Origin of the sequence: Parendozoicomonas sp. Alg238-R29, from assembly GCF_947331445.1 — a bacterium.
Taxonomy (GTDB): domain Bacteria; phylum Pseudomonadota; class Gammaproteobacteria; order Pseudomonadales; family Endozoicomonadaceae; genus Sansalvadorimonas.
The window spans coordinates 1-20,062 of record NZ_CAMZOG010000081.1 but is presented as its reverse complement, the minus strand read 5'-3'; the positions used below and the strand labels follow the sequence as shown (position 1 = coordinate 20,062).

Genomic DNA, 20,062 nt, shown 5'->3' with positions numbered 1-20,062 from the left:
CGCAATGATCATACATTTAGCTATGGAAACCGGATGTACCTGGTTGAGTCTGACCTTAAGCACTCCATTGCTAAACAGGAGATTGAAATACGTAAACAGCATGATGGCCGTTTTACGGCTTACTTCGCCGGTCGACTTCTGGATATATCCGAAGTTGTTGAGCCAAGCAGGGCATCCGTTTACGACCTTGAGATCCAGAAAAAGGTAGACGCCATTGAACTGGCAGAAAGGCTGGGCAATGTCTCTGAAGCCGCTCGACTTAGCGGCTGCTCCAGAGAAACGATTTATAAAAACCGCAAGCTTCTTAAGGAGCATGGACCGAAGGCCCTGAAGCGGCAATTTCGTCCTGACAAGCATCATAAAAATCGAGTCCCGGAATCAACCGAGACCCTGGTTCTGTCCTTCTCTCTGGACAACCCTCATTTAGGGCAAGCTCAGGTCTCAGCCCAGATCAGGGAGTTCCATGGTTTAGAGATCAGCCCGTCAGGTGTCCGGAATATCTGGGTTCGGGAAAAAATGAACACCGCCGCACAGAGGCTTGAAAGGTCAAGGGCATCTGTTGCGGCATAGTGGTAGAAGTTGAATTGCTGAGATAGGAACGGGCTGTTATGCTGGAACGACAAAGTCCCTTGGTAATTAGCCCGTCAGTTTCCCTCGGTAATCACACTCATACAGACAATCACATTAAATTATATTTCCGACTCATTCACCCGCTCCACAGTGTTGCAACTCTGTTCACACAGCCCTGCTATGTTATGTTCTCAGATCTGCGCCTGCGGAACAGCTATCCAATAAGCCATAAAATATTCGACTTCACATAATCAATTACTTACTCTTTCCGTAACTGGCTTGAGAAAGACCGCTAACAAAGGAGCAAATATCGGTTAGTTCATCACCTTCTACCAATCTACGAACAAGTTCTGATCCTATAATAATGCCATCGAATTGATCTTTCAGCTGCAAGATATCATCCGTTGATTTCAGGCCAAAACCAACAAAATATCGCTGACCTGGTTGCTTTATAGTCTCCATTCTCTTCATTAGTTTACTTAAATCAGGCGTTACTGAGCCTGTTGTTGAGCTGGCTGAAAGAGTGTAGTGAAATGCAGGATCAAAATGTTCTGAATGTTTTCCTGTAGTTGCGTCAAGAATCGGGACGTAATCCAGATTATGGCGATTTAGGCTTTCAAAGAGGTTTTCATAATTATCCTCACTGTAATCAACAATGATGACACCATCTACACCAGCATCTGCTGCCTGCTGACAAAAAGCTTCAACCCCTTTTTGCAGGACGGGATTGAAATAACTCATCAAAATCACTGGTGTTTCAGTATTTAGGGTTCTAAATAGTTTTACCTGCTGCAAGCAGTAGTCCAAGTCAATATGATCTTTGATTAAGGATTGGTACAAAGAATCAATGACAGGACCATCAGCAACAGGATCTCGAAACGGCACACCCAATTCCAGTATATCTGCTCCAGCCTCCACTAATTGTTTCATCAGTAAATACGGCTGATGCCCTTTATAGGTGAGAGGAGGAATAAATAGAGTAAGGGCTGCTTTATGCCCCTCCAGTTTATTCAGACATTGTTCAATACGCTTCAGTGAATCAGTGGGCATCCATGGCCTCCTGAACGATTGTCATATCTTTATCTCCTCTACCACATAGATTCATAAGAAGAATTTGATCCTTTCGCATACTCGGTGCAGTCTTAATGACGTAGGCTAAAGCATGGGCTGGCTCAAGAGCCGGAATGATTCCTTCGGTACGAGCCAGGTAATGGAAAGCTGAAAGAGCTTCTTTATCTGTAGCTGATACATATTTGGCTCTTCCGGTCTTGTGCAGTAAGGCATGCTCCGGACCTACACCAGGGTAGTCCAGACCCGCAGAGATAGAGTAAGCCTCTCTGACTTGCCCCCCAGTATCCTGCAAATAATAGGATCGGTTGCCATGCAGAACACCTATCGTCCCTTCTGATATCGCCGCGGAAGAAAGTCCACTACCAATACCTTTTCCAGCTGCTTCAACGCCAATTAGTTCTACTTTTTTATCGTCGTAAAAAGCGTGCATCAGACCAATCGCGTTGGAACCACCGCCAATGCAAGCGATGACTTGATCAGGGAGTGTAGTTTCACGCTCAAGTAATTGTCGACGAGCTTCTATACCAATAATTTTCTGTAGCTCCCTGACTAATCTGGGAAAGGGCGTTGGACCTGCAGCCGTTCCTACAGCGTAATAGGTCGATTCAGAATGGTTCACCCAGTCCCTGAGCGCTTCATTCATACTGTCTTTTAGTGATTGGCTGCCACTAGTGACAGGAATGACAGTTGCGCCAAGCAAGTTCATTTTCTGTACGTTGGAACTTTGCCGATGATAATCCTTTGCCCCCATATAAACTATGCATTCAAGACTCAATAAAGCACAGGCTGTGGCCATTGCGACACCGTGTTGGCCAGCCCCAGTTTCTGCGATGACTCTTTTTTTGTTCAAGTACTTTGCCAATAATGCCTGTCCAATACTGTTATTAATCTTATGTGAGCCAGTATGATTTAAGTCTTCTCGCTTGAAGTAAACTCGAGCACCTCCAAGATCCTTACTCAATGCTTCGGCAAAATAAAGTGGTGATGGGCGACCAATATAGTCTCTCTGAAGCCGGTGATGCATTTCTTTAAATTGTGCATCGTTGAAAGCTTGTTCAAAGCCCTGGCTGATTTCAGCTAGACATTTTTTAAGAGGTTCAGCAACATAACTACCACCGAACTCGCCAAATCGTTCTGTTTTCATATACTCAGCCTCCTTGTCAAAGTACGAATTTGTAACCCAGAGACCCCATGAGAAGTATCATGGACACAGATAAAGTTGTACGTACCATTTTAGGTCCATATTTTAGAGCTGAGCCACTGCCTATATGATTGCCCAGTAAATTCATAAGAACGAGTGGAATAGCCAGCATATAGAGTAATTTTCCAGAAATCATAAAGGCAATCAGCGCGCCAATATTGGAAGAAAAGTTAAATAACTTAGAAGTAGCGGATGCAGCAATCAGATCAAATCGAAGCAGGTAGTGCAGTGCTAGAATCAGAAAACTGCCTGTACCAGGTCCAAAAAAACCATCATAAAAGCCAATCACGAATACAGCAGCAGGGACACCCAAGTAAAGAATGCGAGGGTTAATGGTTTGAAGACTGTTCTCTGCTTCTCTTTTAGGAATGAAAGATAGAATAATGCCTATCGGCAGCATTGCTAGAATGATCTTGCCTACCGTGTCAGGGTCAAAATAGAGAATGGCTTCAGCGCCAATATAAGAGCCAATTAATCCGGCTGGTATCCCTGATGTAACTGCCCTCCAGACAACTTTTTTATTTTTAATAAAATTTCGAATGGCAGCCAGAGTACCAAGAGTACTGACAATTTTTTCCTGCCCCAGAGCCACTTGTGGCGGTAACCCAGCCAGAATAAACGAGGGCACTAATATCAGCCCGCCGCCACCGGCGACACTATCAATAAAACCGGCAGCGAAAGCTGATAGCATTAATGCGGACACTATCCAGAGTGTCATCTCTGGTCCGAAGAATTCCATGATTAACTTTTCCTGATGAAAATTATTTCTGCCTCTGGTTTTGAAAATGAGGCAATATGTTTAAATAGGTGTGGTGATTGAAGCAGGTTATTAAAAAAACTGCTTCAATCAGCGTCCTATGAACGAGTTCTTTAAATATCGGGTTAGTTTGGTTCTGGCAGAGACGTCTTACGATGAGACTCGATGAGTACAGAGGTATCCATACGGCCTTTCCCTTCCCGTTGAAGAGTGGCATAGCGGCTGTTAACATCCTTAACCAAATGAAGATTCAGTTGGTGTTTTTCAGCTTCCTGGAGACAAATACCCAGATCTTTAAGCATCCAGTCAATGGCAAAACCGAAGTCATACTTTCTCTGAGCTATCGTGGAGGCTCTATTACTCATTTGCCATGAGCCCGCCGCACCTGAACTCAACGTTTTTGCAACCTGCTCTATATCCAAACCCGATTTTTCGGCGAGAAGCAATGCTTCGCTCAAACCCTGAAGCACTCCAGAAATACAAATCTGATTTACCATCTTGCAGCGTTGCCCCTGCCCATTATCACCCAATCGTTGAGTTTGGCCTGCATAACAGTTGATAACAGGGCTTACACGTTCAAAGACCGATTGTTCACCTCCGCACATAACAGTTAGACAACCGTTTTCAGCTCCATCTTGTCCACCTGATACTGGTGCATCAATAAAAGATATGCCTTTTTGGTGACATGCTTCAGATAACTCAATAGCAAGCTCTGCAGACGTTGTAGTGTGGTCAACCAATACAGCCCCTTCGCTCAATCCCGCTAGAACCCCATCGGCTCCATACACGACACTGCGAACATCTTGATCGTTTCCGACACAAATAAATGCGATATCTGCTCCCTGGGCAGCTTCAGCTGGTGTAGAAGCAAAAGAGCCTTGATGCTCTTTTTGCCACTGCCTAGCTTTCTCATGCGTTCTATTAAAAACTGTTGTCGAATATTCTTTTTGAAGATGACCAGCCATGGGGTAGCCCATTACACCCAGACCAATAAATGCTGTCTTATAATTTTCCATACAAACTATCCTGCTCTATCGATTAATCAAAGCCAATATGTGATGTAATTTCAGAAATAGGCGCTATTCGTGATGAACTACTCATACCAAACAGGCGGATTAACCATCGATCTGTACCATCGTCACGCGGCATAAAACCTTCTCGACTATGAAACAGTCTCTGATTTTTAATAATCAGAAGATCCCCAGGTTGATAGGCGACTTGGATCCGATTCTCTTCCTTTTCAAGTTCGGATCTCAGCATCAATAGCGCAGCTGCAGCTTCAGGTGTTGTCGGTGAAACATTCTCTTTATCAAAACGACAATAATGGATGTTACCTTCATCTGTAATCAATAACGGTAACTTGGAACTTTTGCTGTTATCAAATGAATCTGGACGAGAAACAAGAAAATTATGCTGACTCAACTGTCGAATAGTATTTTGATCCAGTTTATCCAGAACTGAATCAAGTAATGCTATTGATGACTTGACCCTGAGATCAGTTCGAATTGCCATTAATGATAAGAATTCGGGTGAACCAGAACGATCAATGATGGGTTCAGGCGTTAATGGCAAGTCAGGGTTATCAACATGCATGCCAAAGGTTTTTCTTGAACCATGTGATGATTTTTGATTAAGCGCATAGTTAGCTGGGACAACATGTCGAAATAATTTACCATCATTTTCATTCTGATAAGCCACTGGCTCTAATCCAGCCAAGTGATAAATGCCGATATGAATAGCAGTTGCCAAAGGTAAACAGTCTGGCTCCAGATAACCATGATATGGCGTTGGCGGCAAAGCTGAGTCAACAGGGCACCCTCGAATAATCAAGGCGGACCGCTGAGTGTTTCGAGAAAAATTTTCTAACTCATTGATAATGCTCTCAGGGAGAACATGCTTTATTTGGGCTGAGATCCAATCTCGTGCTTCCAGCCAATCCACATCTGATTTACAGTCCAGGCTAGACAACCTTTTTTTCAAAACATCATACACATCATAGGACAAGTGTACTTCTTTCACCTGAGCAACATCTTCCTGATGTTGTAGTACTGCTTTACTCATTTCCCAACACAACCTTATTTATTTTTTATTGATTCCATTTACTCTCAAGCAAGCAAGCAAGCAAGCAAAGAGTACAATCACGGAATGACATATGTCAATATCTATTACCGCCTTTATTGACATAGTATAATGAGCTAACTTCTGATTGTGTCATATGTCATAATTGGCTATATATTCAGCTATAAAATTACCCTAAATTTATGAGTACTCCGAAATATTTGGAAATTGCCTCAACAATCAATACCATGATTGATTCAGGTGAATACCCTAAAGGAAGCAAGTTACCTCCACATAGAAGCTTGGCTAATGATTTAGGGACAACACCCGCTACCGTTGCCAAAGCCTATAATTTTTTATCCGAACAAGGACGAATCGAGTCATTCATTGGGCGAGGTAGCTTTGTATCTCATGACAAAGCTTTAGATCAGGTCATATATTCTGAAGCTGCCAACAAAGAAATCAATTTTTCAATTCTTCAACCTTGCTTTGACGCAGAACACCTCCAATTGTTAGACAGCCATATTCAAACTGCTTGTCACTCACCCGACAAAGTTCTGCTCCATAGTTATGCAGAATCCAGTGGAATCTGGCAGCATCGAGAGGCAGGACTGGAATGGAGCGAACATTTTGGCTTGGAAGCAAAAAGTGCAGATGAAATTCTATTAGCCAACGGTGCTCAGCATGCCTTATCTGGACTAATACAGCTATATACCAAACCCGGTGACTTGATTGCAGTAGAGGCTCAAACTTATCCAGGCATTTTATCCATACTCAATTTTCTGGGGCGCAGGGTCGTTGGTATCAGTATGGACGACAAGGGAATGATTCCGAAGGCATTAAATGAAACGTGCATTGGCGACTGTCCCAAGATGGTTATTATTGTCCCTTCTCATCAAAACCCAACGGGTATTTCTATGCCAAAAACACGAAGGGAAGAAATTGCTAATGTTATTGAGAAGCACAGCATATGGTTGTTGGAAGACGACATTTATGGTTTCCTCAATCAGGATGTTATTTCACCTCTGACCAACCTGGTCCCTCACTTAGGGTTTTATGTCAGCAGCTTATCGAAAGCTATTAGTCCAGGTTTGCGCAGTGCCTACATCAAAGCACCAAAAGCTGAAGCAAGACACCTTGCTAACTTTATCAGGGCTTCAATCTGGCTAGCTCCACCGCTGGTGTTTGCAGCGGCATCTTCATTAATTAAAAGTGGTGATGCTTTTCGATTAGCTACAAGACAGCGAAATATAGCGAATAAGCGACAGAGCATAGCGCAGGAACTGCTTCCGAGTTCTGGGGCATTTAAAAATACCGGCAGTTATCACATATGGTTGACCTTGCCTGATGACTGGAGTTCTGAAGAGTTTGCATTAGCTGCTAAAGAGCACAAATTGCTTGTCAGTAGTGCAAGTTATTTCAACGCAACTGCTGAACCACTGAACGCCATACGACTTTCAGTGATGTCCGAGTCCAATGAAAAACGGTATAAGCATGGCCTTAAAGAATTGTCATTGCTATTAGAGCAGAAACAATACAAACACATTCATTTTTAGGTTGAAGAATATATCAAGCATGTTTTGGCTTTTTCTGACGGGAAGAAGCCTGTGGAAAGAAAGATGAGCTTGTCTGACGCCATTCCATTCGATAGTTGAACTGTGACTAATTTCCGAGAAAAAGCTGATTACTTTTGGTTAAAAGAATGTGTGGTTTGTTGCAGTGAACTTTTCGAGGGAATGGGCGCATACCCCCATCAGTGGGTGGTGAAGCCAATCATCCAGGTTCATCTGGTTCGTGAACTCGGTGCTGACAGCGCTGATACACATCCTATTGATGGGTTCCCTACAGTGCTTGCACTACCAATGTCGTTTTCTTCTAGAAAAACAAGAGCTTCAGTTTTAATAAGCTGTGGCTCGTATAATAATCGCTCTTGATATCGCTCTTGATATCGCTCTTGATATCGCTCTTGATATCGCTCTTATATCAAGAGCACATGAGAAAGCTGAATTGCACAGCTTCTCCACATTAAACAAAGTTGATATCAACCACTTTCACAACGTTTACAAGCTTGCACTTCATTGATAGAACTCTAGGTTTATACAATCATATATCGGTGATTCATCATGTATCTTACCCATATAGGGAGTATCTGCATGAGGTCAAAACCAGAAGAGGTGGGAAGTCCTGAGTTATAAGGCTGTTCACTCTAAACTCAAGTAAAGGTAGAAAAGCTTGAGGGTGATATTTGCCCTGGAGAGGTTCATTACCAGTCTGGACACAGACTTTCATTTGTGTCGCCGCATCATAGAACTACTGGAGAGTGAACAGGTCGAACTGTTGCAGTGGAATCAGGGCAGGATCACACTGCAAGCTTCTTTGCCTCAGCAAATCTGTAGAGCGACATGAGAACGGTATTGCTGAAAGGTTGATTCACATGGTGCATCTGCATGTTAAAGTGTGCTCGGGTTTTGGATGTTTTATCCATACAGGCGGCAATATAGCTTTCCATTGCCGCCGTACTTGTATCCAGGGCAGAGAGAAGGGCTTCCTTCTCTGCGCTTTTCAGGGAACCATCACGACCTTTTTCCAAAAGGCTCTGAACAGTCACAATTTTTGCCCCTTCTGCATCAACACAATTCTTCTTACCGTCCAGGAAATTAGGCTTGGCGATTTCGTTAGATAGTGTCATAAGGGCACCATGAAAGTCATCCGCCATAACCTTCCCCCACATTTCCCTCATAGTTTTCAGGTCACTGTCCCGACAACCATTCAGTTTGAAAGAAAACGCTTCCAGCTTGAGTGCTTCCAGGGGATTACCCATCTCATAAGGAATGGGCGTTTTCCCTTTAGGTAGAAGGGAAAGATAAGGGTGACCTGTCTCCAGAAGGTAAGAGGTTGTATTGGCTCCTTCCACCAGAGTCGGGATATTAGACTGATCCAAAAGAGAGTGGAAAACTGTTTGACTTAAATTCGGTATCAAGCACACGCTTACATGGCTGTTAGATACTTTCGTAACATCTAAGGCACAGGTGATCCCAAAAAAGTGAATATTCGCCTCTTTTTCAAGATTCTCTTTCACTTTGGCAAATAATCGTGACGCATGGATAAACAAGACGGTAGGATTCTTTTTGTGCTTTAATGCAGCTATCCATTGATTCAACAGCTTTTCTTGATGGTAATGAACACTGCGATGATGTATCCCATAAATCACGCCTGTATCTATGTGGGCTTCCCGGCATAGAGACATCATGTTTTGGACAGACACAAAATAATCACCGTCAACACCTTCCTCCATGGTATTGAGCGCATCACTCATTTTTGCTGGGATTATGGTATTCGGAGGTAAATTCAAAGGAACTCTATCGGAGTAACCATCCTGGATACCGGAGAACAGTATCGAAGTCCCCCTACTAAACCGATAAGGCATTATCGAGAGGTAGTTGTCCGGGTACCAATATTCAGAGTCACCCGTTTCTGACAAAAACTGTTGAACATAGGGATAGATAGTAAAACCAAGTTCTAACTGAATATTTTTTTTAATAGCGTGATCATGTGGAATGATTGTTATTCGGCAACCATCCAGACACACCTCCTGAGGAAGACCATTTTTGGGATCAAATTGTGTATCGGACAACAAGAGCGCTAATTTGGCGAGTATTACTTCCTCCCTTTTCTTCAATTTATCTCGTTGTGAACGCTCTTCTTTCTCTTTATCGGTGTTCAACAACATCCGGACCCCATAAGTATGTGGGTTGAGATTGGGAGCAGAAAGCCTGAGTTGTATATCTTTTGCCCCCAATGCAACCAGGTATCTCATAAGGTGAATACTGGCACTCTCATCCCCCAGGGTGTGCAGTTGGTCAGGGGACTCACATGCGAATCCTTCAAATTTCCCATGCACCCCAATCACACCCGTTTTTTGAATGATTGTGCGTGCCGTTTCAAGCAATTTAAGGCTTTCATATTGACGGGGTGGATGTGCCAAATCCAACTCTGGGAATACATTCTGAGCCGCACTCTGTCCAGCAGGCATGGCTATTGACACGGCAGGGTGAGGGCGAGCAAGATCCAATGCATCACATTGCCTCTCTGGCTCGCTCGCAGACAGCTGCACAGGTTGACCAACGGGTAATTTTTTTTGGGTCAACTCCCTGATTCTTGCTTCAACAGCAGGGACACCTGAATCTTCACGCTCGATATGGGTCACGAGCCGGACAAATCCCTCAATCGTTGCAGCCTGTTCCAAAATCTCCAGCTTTTGATTTGTCGTCATGTACTGCCTATCCATTAAATATTCAAAGACTGTTATTTCCGCCTCTTCAGACTTGAAAAAAATACTGTCAGGTGCTTTTTCCATTATTTGCTTACAGCAGGCAACACTATCTTGTGAAGATCCTGCGGCTGCATGCAGTAAAATATCTCCATACTTATCGGGAGTGACAAACATATCATCATCAATCATATTTTTTTCCATGAGCTCCATAAGTAACACCGGATGGTGAGCAGCGAGGCAGTGAAGCGCTGTTCTCCCTAAACGATCTTTTATGCGAAGAGCCTCCCTGCTCTCTCTTGTCCCCAATGCAACCCGGAATGCTTCAATAAGATAATCCTTGTCGCACAACAGGTGCATAAAGCAGAGATCAGTAGGCTGACCACGAGCAACTTCAAGGAGAAATTGAGGGTATTTGAGAGTGAGCCATGGGTTCTTTCGTACACAGTTCATGATCGTGAACATATGCATATGCAAATATTCCTGACCCCAGAGATTAAGATACTCCTGTGAGATAGCTTCTTCCTGTTCAGCTGTCAGGTCCGGGGCAAAACATTGACCGGAAGCCTTTCGCACAGTGTGCTCTCTGCAATCTCTTGTCTCTATTTCTGTTGGGGGTTTGGAACCAGCATCAGAATGAGGTGGAATATTTTGGCTGCCTGTTACAGTCCGCCTACGCTTACGCGTGGGTGCTTCATAATAATGGAGAGATTCGTCTCTTCCTCGGAGATAATAGCCACCCCGCTTAGCTCCATTCATACCGCGACACCACTCAGCCTATTAATGAATCCATTCACTTAGACAAGAGTGATACTTTTGGTTTTACAGAGGCAGCCTGATAGTTACTGAAACTAACCGAGTTGATAATTGAGGTATAACAGGCAAATCGAAAATATGCAGCTATATCGCCTGCAACTCTGTGAATACAAAAGGCTTTTTTCACCACAGCATTTCCAGCTGTCGTCTACCCTTCGTTTCCATCGTCATCTTTCACTAGGTTCTACAGCAGTCCCCTAATCAATACGGCATTTTTGGGGACTCTTTCCGGCTTTAGTTCTTGAGTGCTCTTCTCACGGCAAGGTATCTCTCTCCACTTATTCTTTCGTCATCGTGTAAATACTCCAGAAGGGAAGCAGGCGTATATCCGGCAGCATCCTGGTAAGTGAGAAGAGCGCGATTTGATCTTTCAAGAAGAAGTTTGATGATATTGACAGGAACTCCTTTGCGAATGGCAAAATGCAGTGGGCTGTCTCCCTTTCGCTTATAGCCATCTTTATCAGGGATCATCGTTGTCGCCAGATCTGGCTTTATATCCAGAAGCATACGGGCAATTTCGATATTATGGGCCTCTATCGCAGTAATCAGCCCGTCACGACCTGTGATGTCACGCTCTAGTGCCAGTGCCGCACCATACTCTTGTTGTAAAGCTTTTTTTACCGCAGGAACGATGTTAAAGCTAACCAGGTAATGAAGGAGAGGAAGGCCATGGATGTTAAAGGACATCGCCACCTTCTCATTCAGTATGCCCTTGTCTATCGCACTGTTAATTCCATTGCTAATGCCCGACAGCAACGAACAGTGCTCATCCTGATTCACTCTATAGAGATCGGTGAGGCGAGCATGCTTGGTGAGTTCAAAGGCTTCGAACTTATTAATCAACGTTTGCAGGCGGGTATTATTTTCGGGATTGGTTTCTTCATCCCTCAGGTAGCCAATAATATCATCCCGTTTGTACTTCGTTTTAGACTTCCCGTAGCTAATAAAGGAACCGCTGGAAAAACGCTCCCCGGCGTCCCAGGCTGCTTCAAAGCCCCGTAATGGCCAATGTTTTTCCATCATATAGGAGAGAGCTGTAGTGCTACGATTACCAAAATGGAGCTGGGACGTACGGTTATAAGCGAAAGGGTGGCCGTGGCTCCAAATGTCTTTCGCCATATAAAGCAGGTTGTAATCAATGGCGACAAGAAGTGCGGATTTATGATGATAATTGAATGTGTGTGCCCAGCCAGCGTGTCCTCTCACCCATTTATAGAGATTCCTGAGCCCCCCTGCGGTTGCAAAGGTTGCCAATGTATGACCATTGGAGACGTGCCCATGGAGGCACTGCTCAGGGCTCCTTGATCGGGCATTCACTCTTACTCCGGGCGTATATCTTTTGGTGTTATCAACCACATGTCTGGCTCCCTGTAAAATGACTTCTTCGACAATCCCGTTGGCTTCCTCTGTGTAATCATCACCAAAGCCCGGAAGGATAGGCCCGTCAATCAGCTCGACAGCGGCAGTACTCAAGCGAGACAGGCATAAGAGGAGAGCAAAGGCGAATATTCTGGAAGTGGGAGAGCGCATACTTATTAACCGTATTTTACCGAAATCTAAAAATACATCGGTCGAAAATCCAATAGGCTTTAACTGTTATCAATCAGGAATCGACAGAAGCAGGGCAGTGCTTTCACTCTGGGAGTCCACATAGGACAGAGCGGTTGCCGCCGATTTCCAGCCAATATGGTCCATCAGCATCTGTACATCAGCGCCCCTTTGTTTCATCAGCGTGGCCAATCCACGGCGAAGCGAATGGCTGCTGAATTCATGGGCATCAGCCAGATCGGCCTTCTCGCAGAGCCTTTTCATCCAGTTGGCGAGTGTGCCTGATGACAGGGCTTTGTCTGTCAGCTGGCCGGAGCGGTCAAACTTCCGGAAAGCGACACCGCTCGTGTTTTCGAGCCTGGCCGCCTGCAACCAGGCGTTGTAAGCCCGGAGAGGGCAGAGATCGGAATGGTTCATGGCCGGCAGGGTAAAGGTTTCCCCTCTGGCATGCCGATCGCCTTTTGATTTTGGCAGGTAGATGCTGAGCCCGGAAATGTCCTGCCCTTGAGTCTGAATTCGTATGGGCTTTAAAAATTCCAGCCTCAGATCACAGAGCGTGTCTGCCCGAAACCCCCGCCAAAAACCAACCAGCAGCATGGCTTTGTCCCGGTGAGCCATTAGCCAGCGCCGCTCCTGGTCGGCAGTCACCAGCCCCTCTTCGCTGGCGTTTTCAATCGCTGAGTTCAGATAGGACACCAGCCGGGTCAGTTCATTTAATAATAACGGTCTGGCTTTTTTGACGGGAACATTGTGAATTTTGCGGATGCCCTGCATCACTTTTCGAACAGCGGGGCTATCCGTTGGGTCAGCAAAGCCCAGATGTTTATGCCAGGACGACAAGCCCGCCAGACGACGGTTTAAAGTACTGACATTGAGTGATTCCGCATGATCAACCAGGTATTCGCAGACTTTTTCCCGGGAGCAGGGCAGCAGGCCGCCCCAGTCCTGAAAATGTTTCACATCGGCGCGATAGGCTTGCCGGGTTTTGTCGGAGGTTCCCGCCTTGATGTAGCTTTGAACTTTTTGCTGAACTCTTAGCTGAACTCTTAGCTGAACGTTTTGTTGAACAGTGGGCTCAGTTTCTTGTGAGGGCAGTGCGGCGTTATCCTTGTCCATGATCGCTATCATGCCTCACTTTTTGCAGGCAGAGAATGCAGCTCTTTTTTCAAGCGGGAGATTTCCGCATCCTTTTGCTCGAGCAGTTGTTGGAACAGGGTAGCGGCTTCTTCTTTCATCACCAAAACCTGTTTGTTTTCCCGCTGGAATGAGGCCGTTTCGGTTTCCATGCGCGTGTTCTGTTCGGCCAGTTCGGCGACTTGTACCATCAGGTCTGCATTTTGGCTGACTATTTTAGAGTTTTTGATGCTGAGCCGTGTTATTTCCTCCTTCAGGGAGAGCGTCTGTTCCGTTGATTTAAAAAGCTCATCCCGGCTGTGTTTGTTGTCTTTGACCAGTTCCCCATTTTGATGGTTCAGGTCTGAGAATTCATTGTTCCTGGCGGCAAGGTCATCCCGCAGTTGTTTAATATCAATAGTCAGTTGACTGCGTTCATTGTCCCAGCGGCTCAGATCCTGTTCGCGCTGCTCGCGGGCGGCCTTTTGGAAGTGTTGAAGGGCTTTGTCTGCCTGGGCCAATTTTTCTTCCAGCAGCTTGGTCTGGTTATCCAGCATGGCCACCTGGTTTTGTTTCTCATCCCGTTGCGCCTGCGAGCGAGTGACCAACTCACGGGAATGATCCAGTGCGTTTTGTTGGCTGGAGCACTGGCTTTTCAGGGATTCTATTTCAATTTGGGATCTGTCCAGCTTCTCCCGGGTCGCTTCCAATCGCCGCGCGGCCTCATCAAGGTGAGCCGCTTTTTCTGCCAGCAAAGCCCGATCTGTTTTTCTTTGCCGGTCATAGGCTATCTGGTGTTCATCGCGGATCTGCTTGCTCAGCTGGCTGACCAGACGAGTAATACTCTCTGAAAGACGGTCAGGGTTTTCAACCAGAGACTCCGCCCGGGATTCCCACGTTTTCTTATGTTCATTAATCGTGGTGCGAGAACCGGTGCCAAGCTGTTCACGGATACGGTCAACCGTGGGCTTTAAGCCCTGCGCCTGCAGACTGTTACAGACTTCAGCAACTTCTGTGTAGGTGATTCCGCCCCGTGCCATATGCGTTTCTCTTGTGATGGTCATCGCGCAGGGACTTCAATGGAAATATGTTCCTGCGCATTTCATTACGCTATACGTATTACGATATATAACATTATAAATATATATTAACTTAAAATTGTGAATCTAAATTCGTGCCTGATAATATTACTTATCAGCCTAATAGTGTGAACCTGATTTAAACCCTTGTGATTTTGGTAATAAGGGTGGGTTCAGCGAGTGACTCAGAGACAAGTTTCGATACCAGATAAATCTCCTGCTTCAACACTCCGGTATTACGAAGAAAAAGGGTTGATTCAGTCTGTTGGCAGGCGCGGGTTACATCGAACATTTCACAGCAATGTTGTAGGGCGATTAGCTTTGATTGCCCTGGGGCGCAGTGCAGGTTTCAGCCTGAGGGCAATTTCCCAAATGCTGGGCACGAGCGGAAAACCAGATATTGATCGGGGAATTCTTTTGGCAAAAGCAGATGAACTTGATCAGTCCATCAAAAAGCTAAAGGCTATGGGTGATGGACTTCGCCATGCAGCAGTATGCTCTGCACCCAGCCATATGGAATGTCCAAAGTTTCAGGGGCTTTTGGGGTTGGCTGCGTCAGGAGAGATTGGTGAAACTAAAAAGGTGAAAAGGTAATTCCAATCCAACAGCCTTAACTCAGCTGTGATGAAGAAAAACGCTTGCGATAATCCCGAGGAGTAAGGCCAGTAATTTTTTGGAAGACTCTCCGAAAGGCGCTGGCGTCCTCATAACCCACCTGCCAGGCAATCTCTTCTACATTCTGGCGTGTCTGTTCCATCAGCTCCCGGGCTTTACTTACCCGCAGTTGCTGAAGATATTCCGAGGGGTTCAATCGTGTGGCTGCATGAAAGCGGCGGATAAAGGTTCGCCCTTCAAGGCACGCAGCTTGCGCCATCATCGGAACCGTAATGGTTTCGGTGGAATGTTTCTGCAACCAGTGTTGGGCTTTAAGTACAGCGGCATCGCCATGGTTGAAACTGGGTGAAAAGCTGCTGTAAAAACGCTGTTCCCGCCCTCCAGGGTCAACAAGAAAGTAGCGGGCTGTAGCCAGCATCGTTGACGATCCCATAAACCGCTCCACAAGCCTGAGTCCAAGATCTACCCAGGCCATCAACCCTCCAGCAGTCACAATATCACCGTCGTCTATTAACAGTTTGTCGATATCCAGTTTTACTTGTGGGTAGCGGTCTGTGAAAACATTTGCCAATGACCAGTGGGTTGTTGCCGGGCGATTATCCAACAAACCGGATTGTGCGAGATAAAGGGCACCCGCGCAGATAGAACAGATCAGCGTTCCCTTGTTGTGCAGCTCTGGCAGAGATGTTGTCCAGGGAACGGACTCTGGAGGCATAGAACCCAGACAGGGCGGGATAATCAGAACATTGTCTGATAATGCTGATATTTGTGTCTGTGAAATGGCTTCAATACCACAGCACTCAACGCGGAAAACTTTTGACGCCGATTGGCTGTCTCTGGCTTTGTTATGAAGCTGACTGGCAGTGTTCAGCAGATCAGTTAACCCATACACAGCCGCAAGCTGGGCGTCTTTATAGGTCAGAATACAGACGCTAATAGATTCCTGATTAAGCGGATGCCGGGGATCAGTTTGTTTATTCATTTGTCTGATGTTGCACGAAATATGTCGGATTTGCCAAGTCTGGAAATATTTCCAAAACCGTACACTAAGCAGATTGCTATAGGAGATTAAGAGATGAGCAAGCGTGCTTTAGTTGTTATCGATTTACAGAACGACTACTACCCCGGCGGCAAATGGACTCTACACAATATAGAAGTTGCTTCGGCCAATGCCAGAACAGTACTGGACACCGCTCGTGAAAATGGCGATCTGGTTATTCATGTGCGCCATGAGTTTGCGGGTGACGATGCACCTTTCTTTGAAGCAGGAACACCAGGTGCGGAGATTCATAAAGATATGAAACCGGGTGAAGGTGAAGCTGTTGTTCTTAAGCACGATGTTAACTCTTTTCAAAACACCAATCTTAAAGAGCTGCTTGATCAGAACAGTATCAGTGATCTCGTTTTTGTGGGAGCCATGAGCCATATGTGCATTGATGCCGCGGCACGTGCAGCGGCTGATTTTGGTTATAACGTGACTGTGATTGAGGATGCCTGCGCGGCCAAAGATCTGGAGTTCAACGGCAAAACAGTAGCCGCTGATGATGTGCACTCTGCTTATATGTCTGCTCTTGGTTTTGCCTACGCCAATGTTGTGACCGCAGCCCAATGGCAGGAGAGCCAAATATGACAAAGGATTTACCTACACTCTACCACGCACCTCTGACCTGCTCGCTGGCCTCAAGATTTGCAGCAGCAGAAGGGGGGGTGCCACTGACTGTTGAATACCTGAACCTGCGCACCAAAGAGCTGGAAAATGGTGGTTCACTTCTGGATATTAATCCGTTAGGGCAGGTCTCTACTCTTCGGTTGCCTACGGGTGAACTACTGACAGAAACGGCAACGGTTTTGTTGTGGATTCAAAGCCAGTCGCCAAACCAGGAGTATCGTAGAACTCCAGAAGATGATGATTATTTCCAACTGGTTCGCTGGCTTGGGTTTTGTGCAACTGAGTTGCATAAGCAGATCTTCCGCGTGGTGTTTTATCAGGAAGCCACTGATCAGGTGAAAGAGCGTATCAGAGGTCTGGCTCCCAAGCGTTTTGAGCTGCTCGATAATCATCTGGCCGATAAGCAGTATCTTTTGGGAGAAAAAGTTTCAGCAGCCGATGCTTATCTCACCTGGTTTTTTGTACTGGCCCGTAATGCTCAGCTGGATGTGAGTGAATACAAAAACCTGAATGCCTATCGCAAGCGTATGCTGGAACGCCCATTGATTCAGGAATTGATAAACAGTGACCGTGACAAGTATGCCGAGATGGGTGAAGCCATCATTCCCGACTGAAAATTTGTTGATAAGGTTGCGTATATCGCAGCCCTGTCATGCTTGCGAAGCATTGGCTCGCTCAGTTTCTCTGCGTGTAATGCTGAAGTCTGCGTTCCGGATTGCGGGGAAAGCAAATACCCGTCTATGTTCGTGTATGTGGTATGGTTCACGATGCGATAGAGAACAATAATTAAACCGTCTACTCATCCATGGACACGGAATTATGAAAAAAGCAGTTGCTGCTGTATCAGCGCTAGTGGTTGCCGGGGTATGTGTTGCCCCAGGCATTGTTGGTGGGGTGGTAAAAAGTCGCCTTGATAATTTACTGGTGAACCTGAGTCAGACACCTGAAGTAGAAAGCTCCTGGGTGAGCTATGACAAGGGCTGGTTTGGTGCTGAGGGTGTGATCAATACCCGCATAACCCTGACAGATGTACCCGGTGAAGAGCCTTTCACTTTTGATATTCAATCCAATGTATCCATCAATCATGGGCCTGTGATTCTTGCGAACGGTGTGCAGTTTGCCTGGGCCAGCTGGCAGAGTGATGTAGAAACCACAGAGTCGATAAAAAGCGCTTTATCTTTTGATGGTGAATCCATCTATAACCAGTTTGGTCGTATTAACTTCCTTGGCCATATCGAGCTGAAAGAAACAGCTCCAGCGTTTACCTATGAAGACGAAACATCAAAAATCGTTTTCAGTGGGTATCAGGCTGAAGGAGAGGTAAAAGGCAACAATATCCAATATCAGGGTGCTGTTGAGAAGGTGACTGTTACAGCCAGTGCTGTGCCTGTACCTGTAGAGTTCAACAAGCTGGCAGTGGTTCTGGATGGCGAAATGCCAGACCAGGGTTTTCAGTCCGGTCAGCTGTACCCAGGTGAGTTTTCTATGACAGCTGGCGGTATTTATGCCGGGCAACTGTTTCTGGCAGATGATTTGGCAGTAGCGGTTGATCTGGTTCTCAATGAGAATGCCTCTACAGCTGATATTACCAGCCGTTACTCTGCTTCCCGTATTCAAACCAGCGACATACTGCTGACGAATGCCGGGTTTGACTTTACCCTGGCTAATTACAGCGAAGCCTTCAGTAAAGCCTATATGGAGCAGATTCAGAAGCAGCTTCTGGCCGCAGATTCAGAAGAACTGGCTCAGCAGCTGATAATGGACTTCCTGGAAAACAATGTTGGTACTCTTCTGGAAGCCAAGCCTGAGCTGGATATTTCCAGTATCCGCTTTACCTTGCCGGAAGGGACATTCAGCAGCCGCTTTGGCTTAAAACTGGCCGATTACAACGCGAGTATCGAGCAGTTATCAAATCCTCTGTTCTGGCGTAGTAATCTGATTGTTGATGCTTACGCTGATGCGGATAAGCAATTAGCTAACAAACTGGCGACCTGGGCAGCTATAGACAGCATCAACAGCAATGAAACCTTTGCAGGCTACTCCCGGTCAGAAAAAGCAGACTTGGGCAAACAGCAGGCAGAGATGATGCTGAATATGTTCACTGCTGGCGGCATGCTGGCTGTTAAAGACGACAAGCTTGTAGCTGAGTTGTCTATGAAAAACGGTGAAACCATTGTGAATGGTAAGGCCATCCCTTTACCTTACTAATAGTTCTTTCTCATACTGAACCGAGATCGGTATTCGGACGACTGTATCCGGATACCGATTATCCTGAAAATTTTCAGGGCTCGTTTTAATACCCCTAAACTCCTCCCCTTCTTTCTTGAAGACTTCCAGTGACATTGCGTGATTGTGTGTTACCTGTCATGTTTTTCGGTAACACGTTCGGTAGCATATGATCGTATATGTAACAGTGTTTTAATGACCACTTATCAAAGTGAATGCCGCTACCCCTTGATACACAAGGGATGTCGTGTTTTGGCACACCATCTGCGATGTCTGCAATGTATAGGGCGTAAGCAGGCAAAAGGTTCCGGAAGAGAATCTTGCCAGACGAGCAATAACAATAATAAGAATACGGTAATAACAACAATAAAGGCCGGCTCGAGTAACAAGAACAGTCGTATAATAAAAACAAGAATAACAATAAAAACAAAAGACCCTTTCCGAGAATCCAAGCCCCGCATTGCGGGGTTTTGTTTTCCTTTCTTCATACGGTTTATTCGCACGATCAAAAAAATAGTCTATTTTGTCTGAACAGAAGTTACCGTCAGGGAAACTTGTGAAACATAGACCAGTCACCTATGAAGCCGATCTTCTGGATAAACTTGAGGTAGAGCATCAGGGTCTTCTCAGCCAGTTTAAGAGTCTTTGCCAAGCCTGCGACAGGGGGAATCAGGATGAGGCCTACTCCATATTAGGCCTGTTCAACACCATGTTGATTGAGCATTTTGTTCACGAGGACTACAAGCTCTACCCCTATCTTCTCCAGCAGAGGAGAAATTCTGCAGAGCGGATACGGTCCATGCATGATGAAATGATGAATATCGAAGTTGATATACGCAAATTGGTTAAAAAATACGACATTAGTTCACAATATATCAGCCCTGAAGAGATGCAGAAAAACTGGCAGTTCATTGGCAAAAGCCTGGAGATAATAGGTCTGTTGCTGAAGGAGCGTATCCATCGCGAAGAGCTGTGCCTGTATCCCCTTTATAGAGACTGTAGATAAAACTGTGTTTCTGCCTATCTTGAAACCTATTCAGGTTGAGGTAGGCAAACATGGATATCAAGC

Annotated in this window: 18 protein-coding genes; 8 read left to right on the top strand and 10 right to left on the bottom strand. The window is 45.6% G+C overall.

Going from position 1 to position 20,062, the window contains the following annotated elements; all coding sequences use genetic code 11:
• Window positions 1–570: helix-turn-helix domain-containing protein (locus QMA35_RS17190; RefSeq protein WP_281648384.1), on the top strand; the 570-nt coding region annotated here is incomplete at its 5' end.
• Window positions 571–825: 255 nt separating this feature from the next.
• Here the strand turns inward: QMA35_RS17190 and trpA are convergent.
• The 5 genes from trpA to QMA35_RS17165 all read right to left on the bottom strand — a co-directional run bounded on the left by trpA (window position 826) and on the right by QMA35_RS17165 (window position 5,660).
• Entirely contained in the window at window positions 826–1,620 is a 795-nt protein-coding gene (gene trpA, locus QMA35_RS17185; RefSeq protein ID WP_281648383.1) for a tryptophan synthase subunit alpha, read from the bottom strand.
• Window positions 1,610–2,785 carry a tryptophan synthase subunit beta gene (trpB, locus tag QMA35_RS17180; protein WP_281648382.1) on the bottom strand — a complete coding sequence of 392 codons (1,176 nt, stop codon included), beginning with the start codon at window positions 2,783–2,785 and terminating at the stop codon, window positions 1,610–1,612. Before trpB ends, trpA begins: the two co-directional genes overlap by 11 nt.
• A 16-nt stretch (window positions 2,786–2,801) precedes the next feature.
• Window positions 2,802–3,581, bottom strand: coding sequence for a TSUP family transporter (locus QMA35_RS17175; protein ID WP_281648381.1), 780 nt, complete (start codon window positions 3,579–3,581; stop codon window positions 2,802–2,804).
• Between the two features lie 143 nt (window positions 3,582–3,724).
• Entirely contained in the window at window positions 3,725–4,615 is an 891-nt protein-coding gene (locus QMA35_RS17170; protein WP_281648380.1) for an NAD(P)-dependent oxidoreductase, read from the bottom strand.
• Window positions 4,616–4,637: 22 nt separating this feature from the next.
• Entirely contained in the window at window positions 4,638–5,660 is a 1,023-nt protein-coding gene (locus tag QMA35_RS17165; protein WP_281648379.1) for a TauD/TfdA family dioxygenase, read from the bottom strand.
• Window positions 5,661–5,860: 200 nt separating this feature from the next.
• Here QMA35_RS17165 and QMA35_RS17160 point away from each other — a divergent pair, with 200 nt between their 5' ends.
• Both QMA35_RS17160 and QMA35_RS17155 read left to right on the top strand, forming a co-directional pair.
• Entirely contained in the window at window positions 5,861–7,213 is a 1,353-nt protein-coding gene (locus tag QMA35_RS17160; RefSeq protein WP_281648378.1) for a PLP-dependent aminotransferase family protein, read from the top strand.
• A gap of 352 nt (window positions 7,214–7,565) precedes the next feature.
• A complete protein-coding gene (locus tag QMA35_RS17155) occupies window positions 7,566–7,739 on the top strand; it encodes a hypothetical protein (RefSeq protein ID WP_281648377.1) in 174 nt (57 codons plus the stop codon).
• A gap of 277 nt (window positions 7,740–8,016) precedes the next feature.
• On the opposite strand, the gene QMA35_RS17150 is transcribed toward QMA35_RS17155, so the two are convergent.
• The 4 genes from QMA35_RS17150 to QMA35_RS17135 all read right to left on the bottom strand — a co-directional run bounded on the left by QMA35_RS17150 (window position 8,017) and on the right by QMA35_RS17135 (window position 14,444).
• Window positions 8,017–10,503: a hypothetical protein gene (locus QMA35_RS17150; protein ID WP_281648376.1), complete on the bottom strand. Its 2,487-nt coding sequence runs from the start codon at window positions 10,501–10,503 to the stop codon at window positions 8,017–8,019.
• Between the two features lie 474 nt (window positions 10,504–10,977).
• Complete coding sequence (locus tag QMA35_RS17145) at window positions 10,978–12,273, bottom strand: ankyrin repeat domain-containing protein (protein WP_281648375.1); 1,296 nt, start codon at window positions 12,271–12,273, stop codon at window positions 10,978–10,980.
• A 69-nt stretch (window positions 12,274–12,342) separates the two neighbouring features.
• Window positions 12,343–13,407 (bottom strand): tyrosine-type recombinase/integrase, encoded by a 1,065-nt coding sequence (locus QMA35_RS17140; RefSeq protein ID WP_281648374.1) that lies wholly within the window; start codon window positions 13,405–13,407, stop codon window positions 12,343–12,345.
• Window positions 13,408–13,415: 8 nt separating this feature from the next.
• Window positions 13,416–14,444 carry a DNA-binding protein gene (locus tag QMA35_RS17135; protein ID WP_281648373.1) on the bottom strand — a complete coding sequence of 343 codons (1,029 nt, stop codon included), beginning with the start codon at window positions 14,442–14,444 and terminating at the stop codon, window positions 13,416–13,418.
• A gap of 219 nt (window positions 14,445–14,663) precedes the next feature.
• Between QMA35_RS17135 and QMA35_RS17130 the strand changes: the two genes are divergently transcribed.
• On the top strand, window positions 14,664–15,077 hold the full coding sequence (locus QMA35_RS17130; protein WP_281648372.1) for a helix-turn-helix domain-containing protein: 414 nt from the start codon (window positions 14,664–14,666) through the stop codon (window positions 15,075–15,077).
• A gap of 16 nt (window positions 15,078–15,093) precedes the next feature.
• Here the strand turns inward: QMA35_RS17130 and QMA35_RS17125 are convergent, their stop codons facing one another.
• Window positions 15,094–16,080: a GlxA family transcriptional regulator gene (locus QMA35_RS17125; protein ID WP_281648371.1), complete on the bottom strand. Its 987-nt coding sequence runs from the start codon at window positions 16,078–16,080 to the stop codon at window positions 15,094–15,096.
• 93 nt (window positions 16,081–16,173) lie between these two features.
• Here QMA35_RS17125 and QMA35_RS17120 point away from each other — a divergent pair, with 93 nt between their 5' ends.
• From QMA35_RS17120 to QMA35_RS17105, 4 genes are all read left to right on the top strand, one after another.
• A complete protein-coding gene (locus QMA35_RS17120; protein WP_281648370.1) occupies window positions 16,174–16,728 on the top strand; it encodes a cysteine hydrolase family protein in 555 nt (184 codons plus the stop codon).
• A complete protein-coding gene (locus tag QMA35_RS17115) occupies window positions 16,725–17,381 on the top strand; it encodes a glutathione binding-like protein (protein ID WP_281648369.1) in 657 nt (218 codons plus the stop codon). The genes QMA35_RS17120 and QMA35_RS17115 overlap by 4 nt, the downstream gene beginning before the upstream one ends.
• A gap of 205 nt (window positions 17,382–17,586) precedes the next feature.
• Window positions 17,587–18,975, top strand: coding sequence for a DUF945 family protein (locus tag QMA35_RS17110; RefSeq protein WP_281648368.1), 1,389 nt, complete (start codon window positions 17,587–17,589; stop codon window positions 18,973–18,975).
• Window positions 18,976–19,549: 574 nt separating this feature from the next.
• The gene (locus tag QMA35_RS17105) at window positions 19,550–19,999 is read left to right on the top strand and encodes a hemerythrin domain-containing protein (protein ID WP_281648367.1); all 450 of its coding nucleotides are present in this window, start codon (window positions 19,550–19,552) and stop codon (window positions 19,997–19,999) included.
• Window positions 20,000–20,062 lie beyond the last annotated feature (63 nt).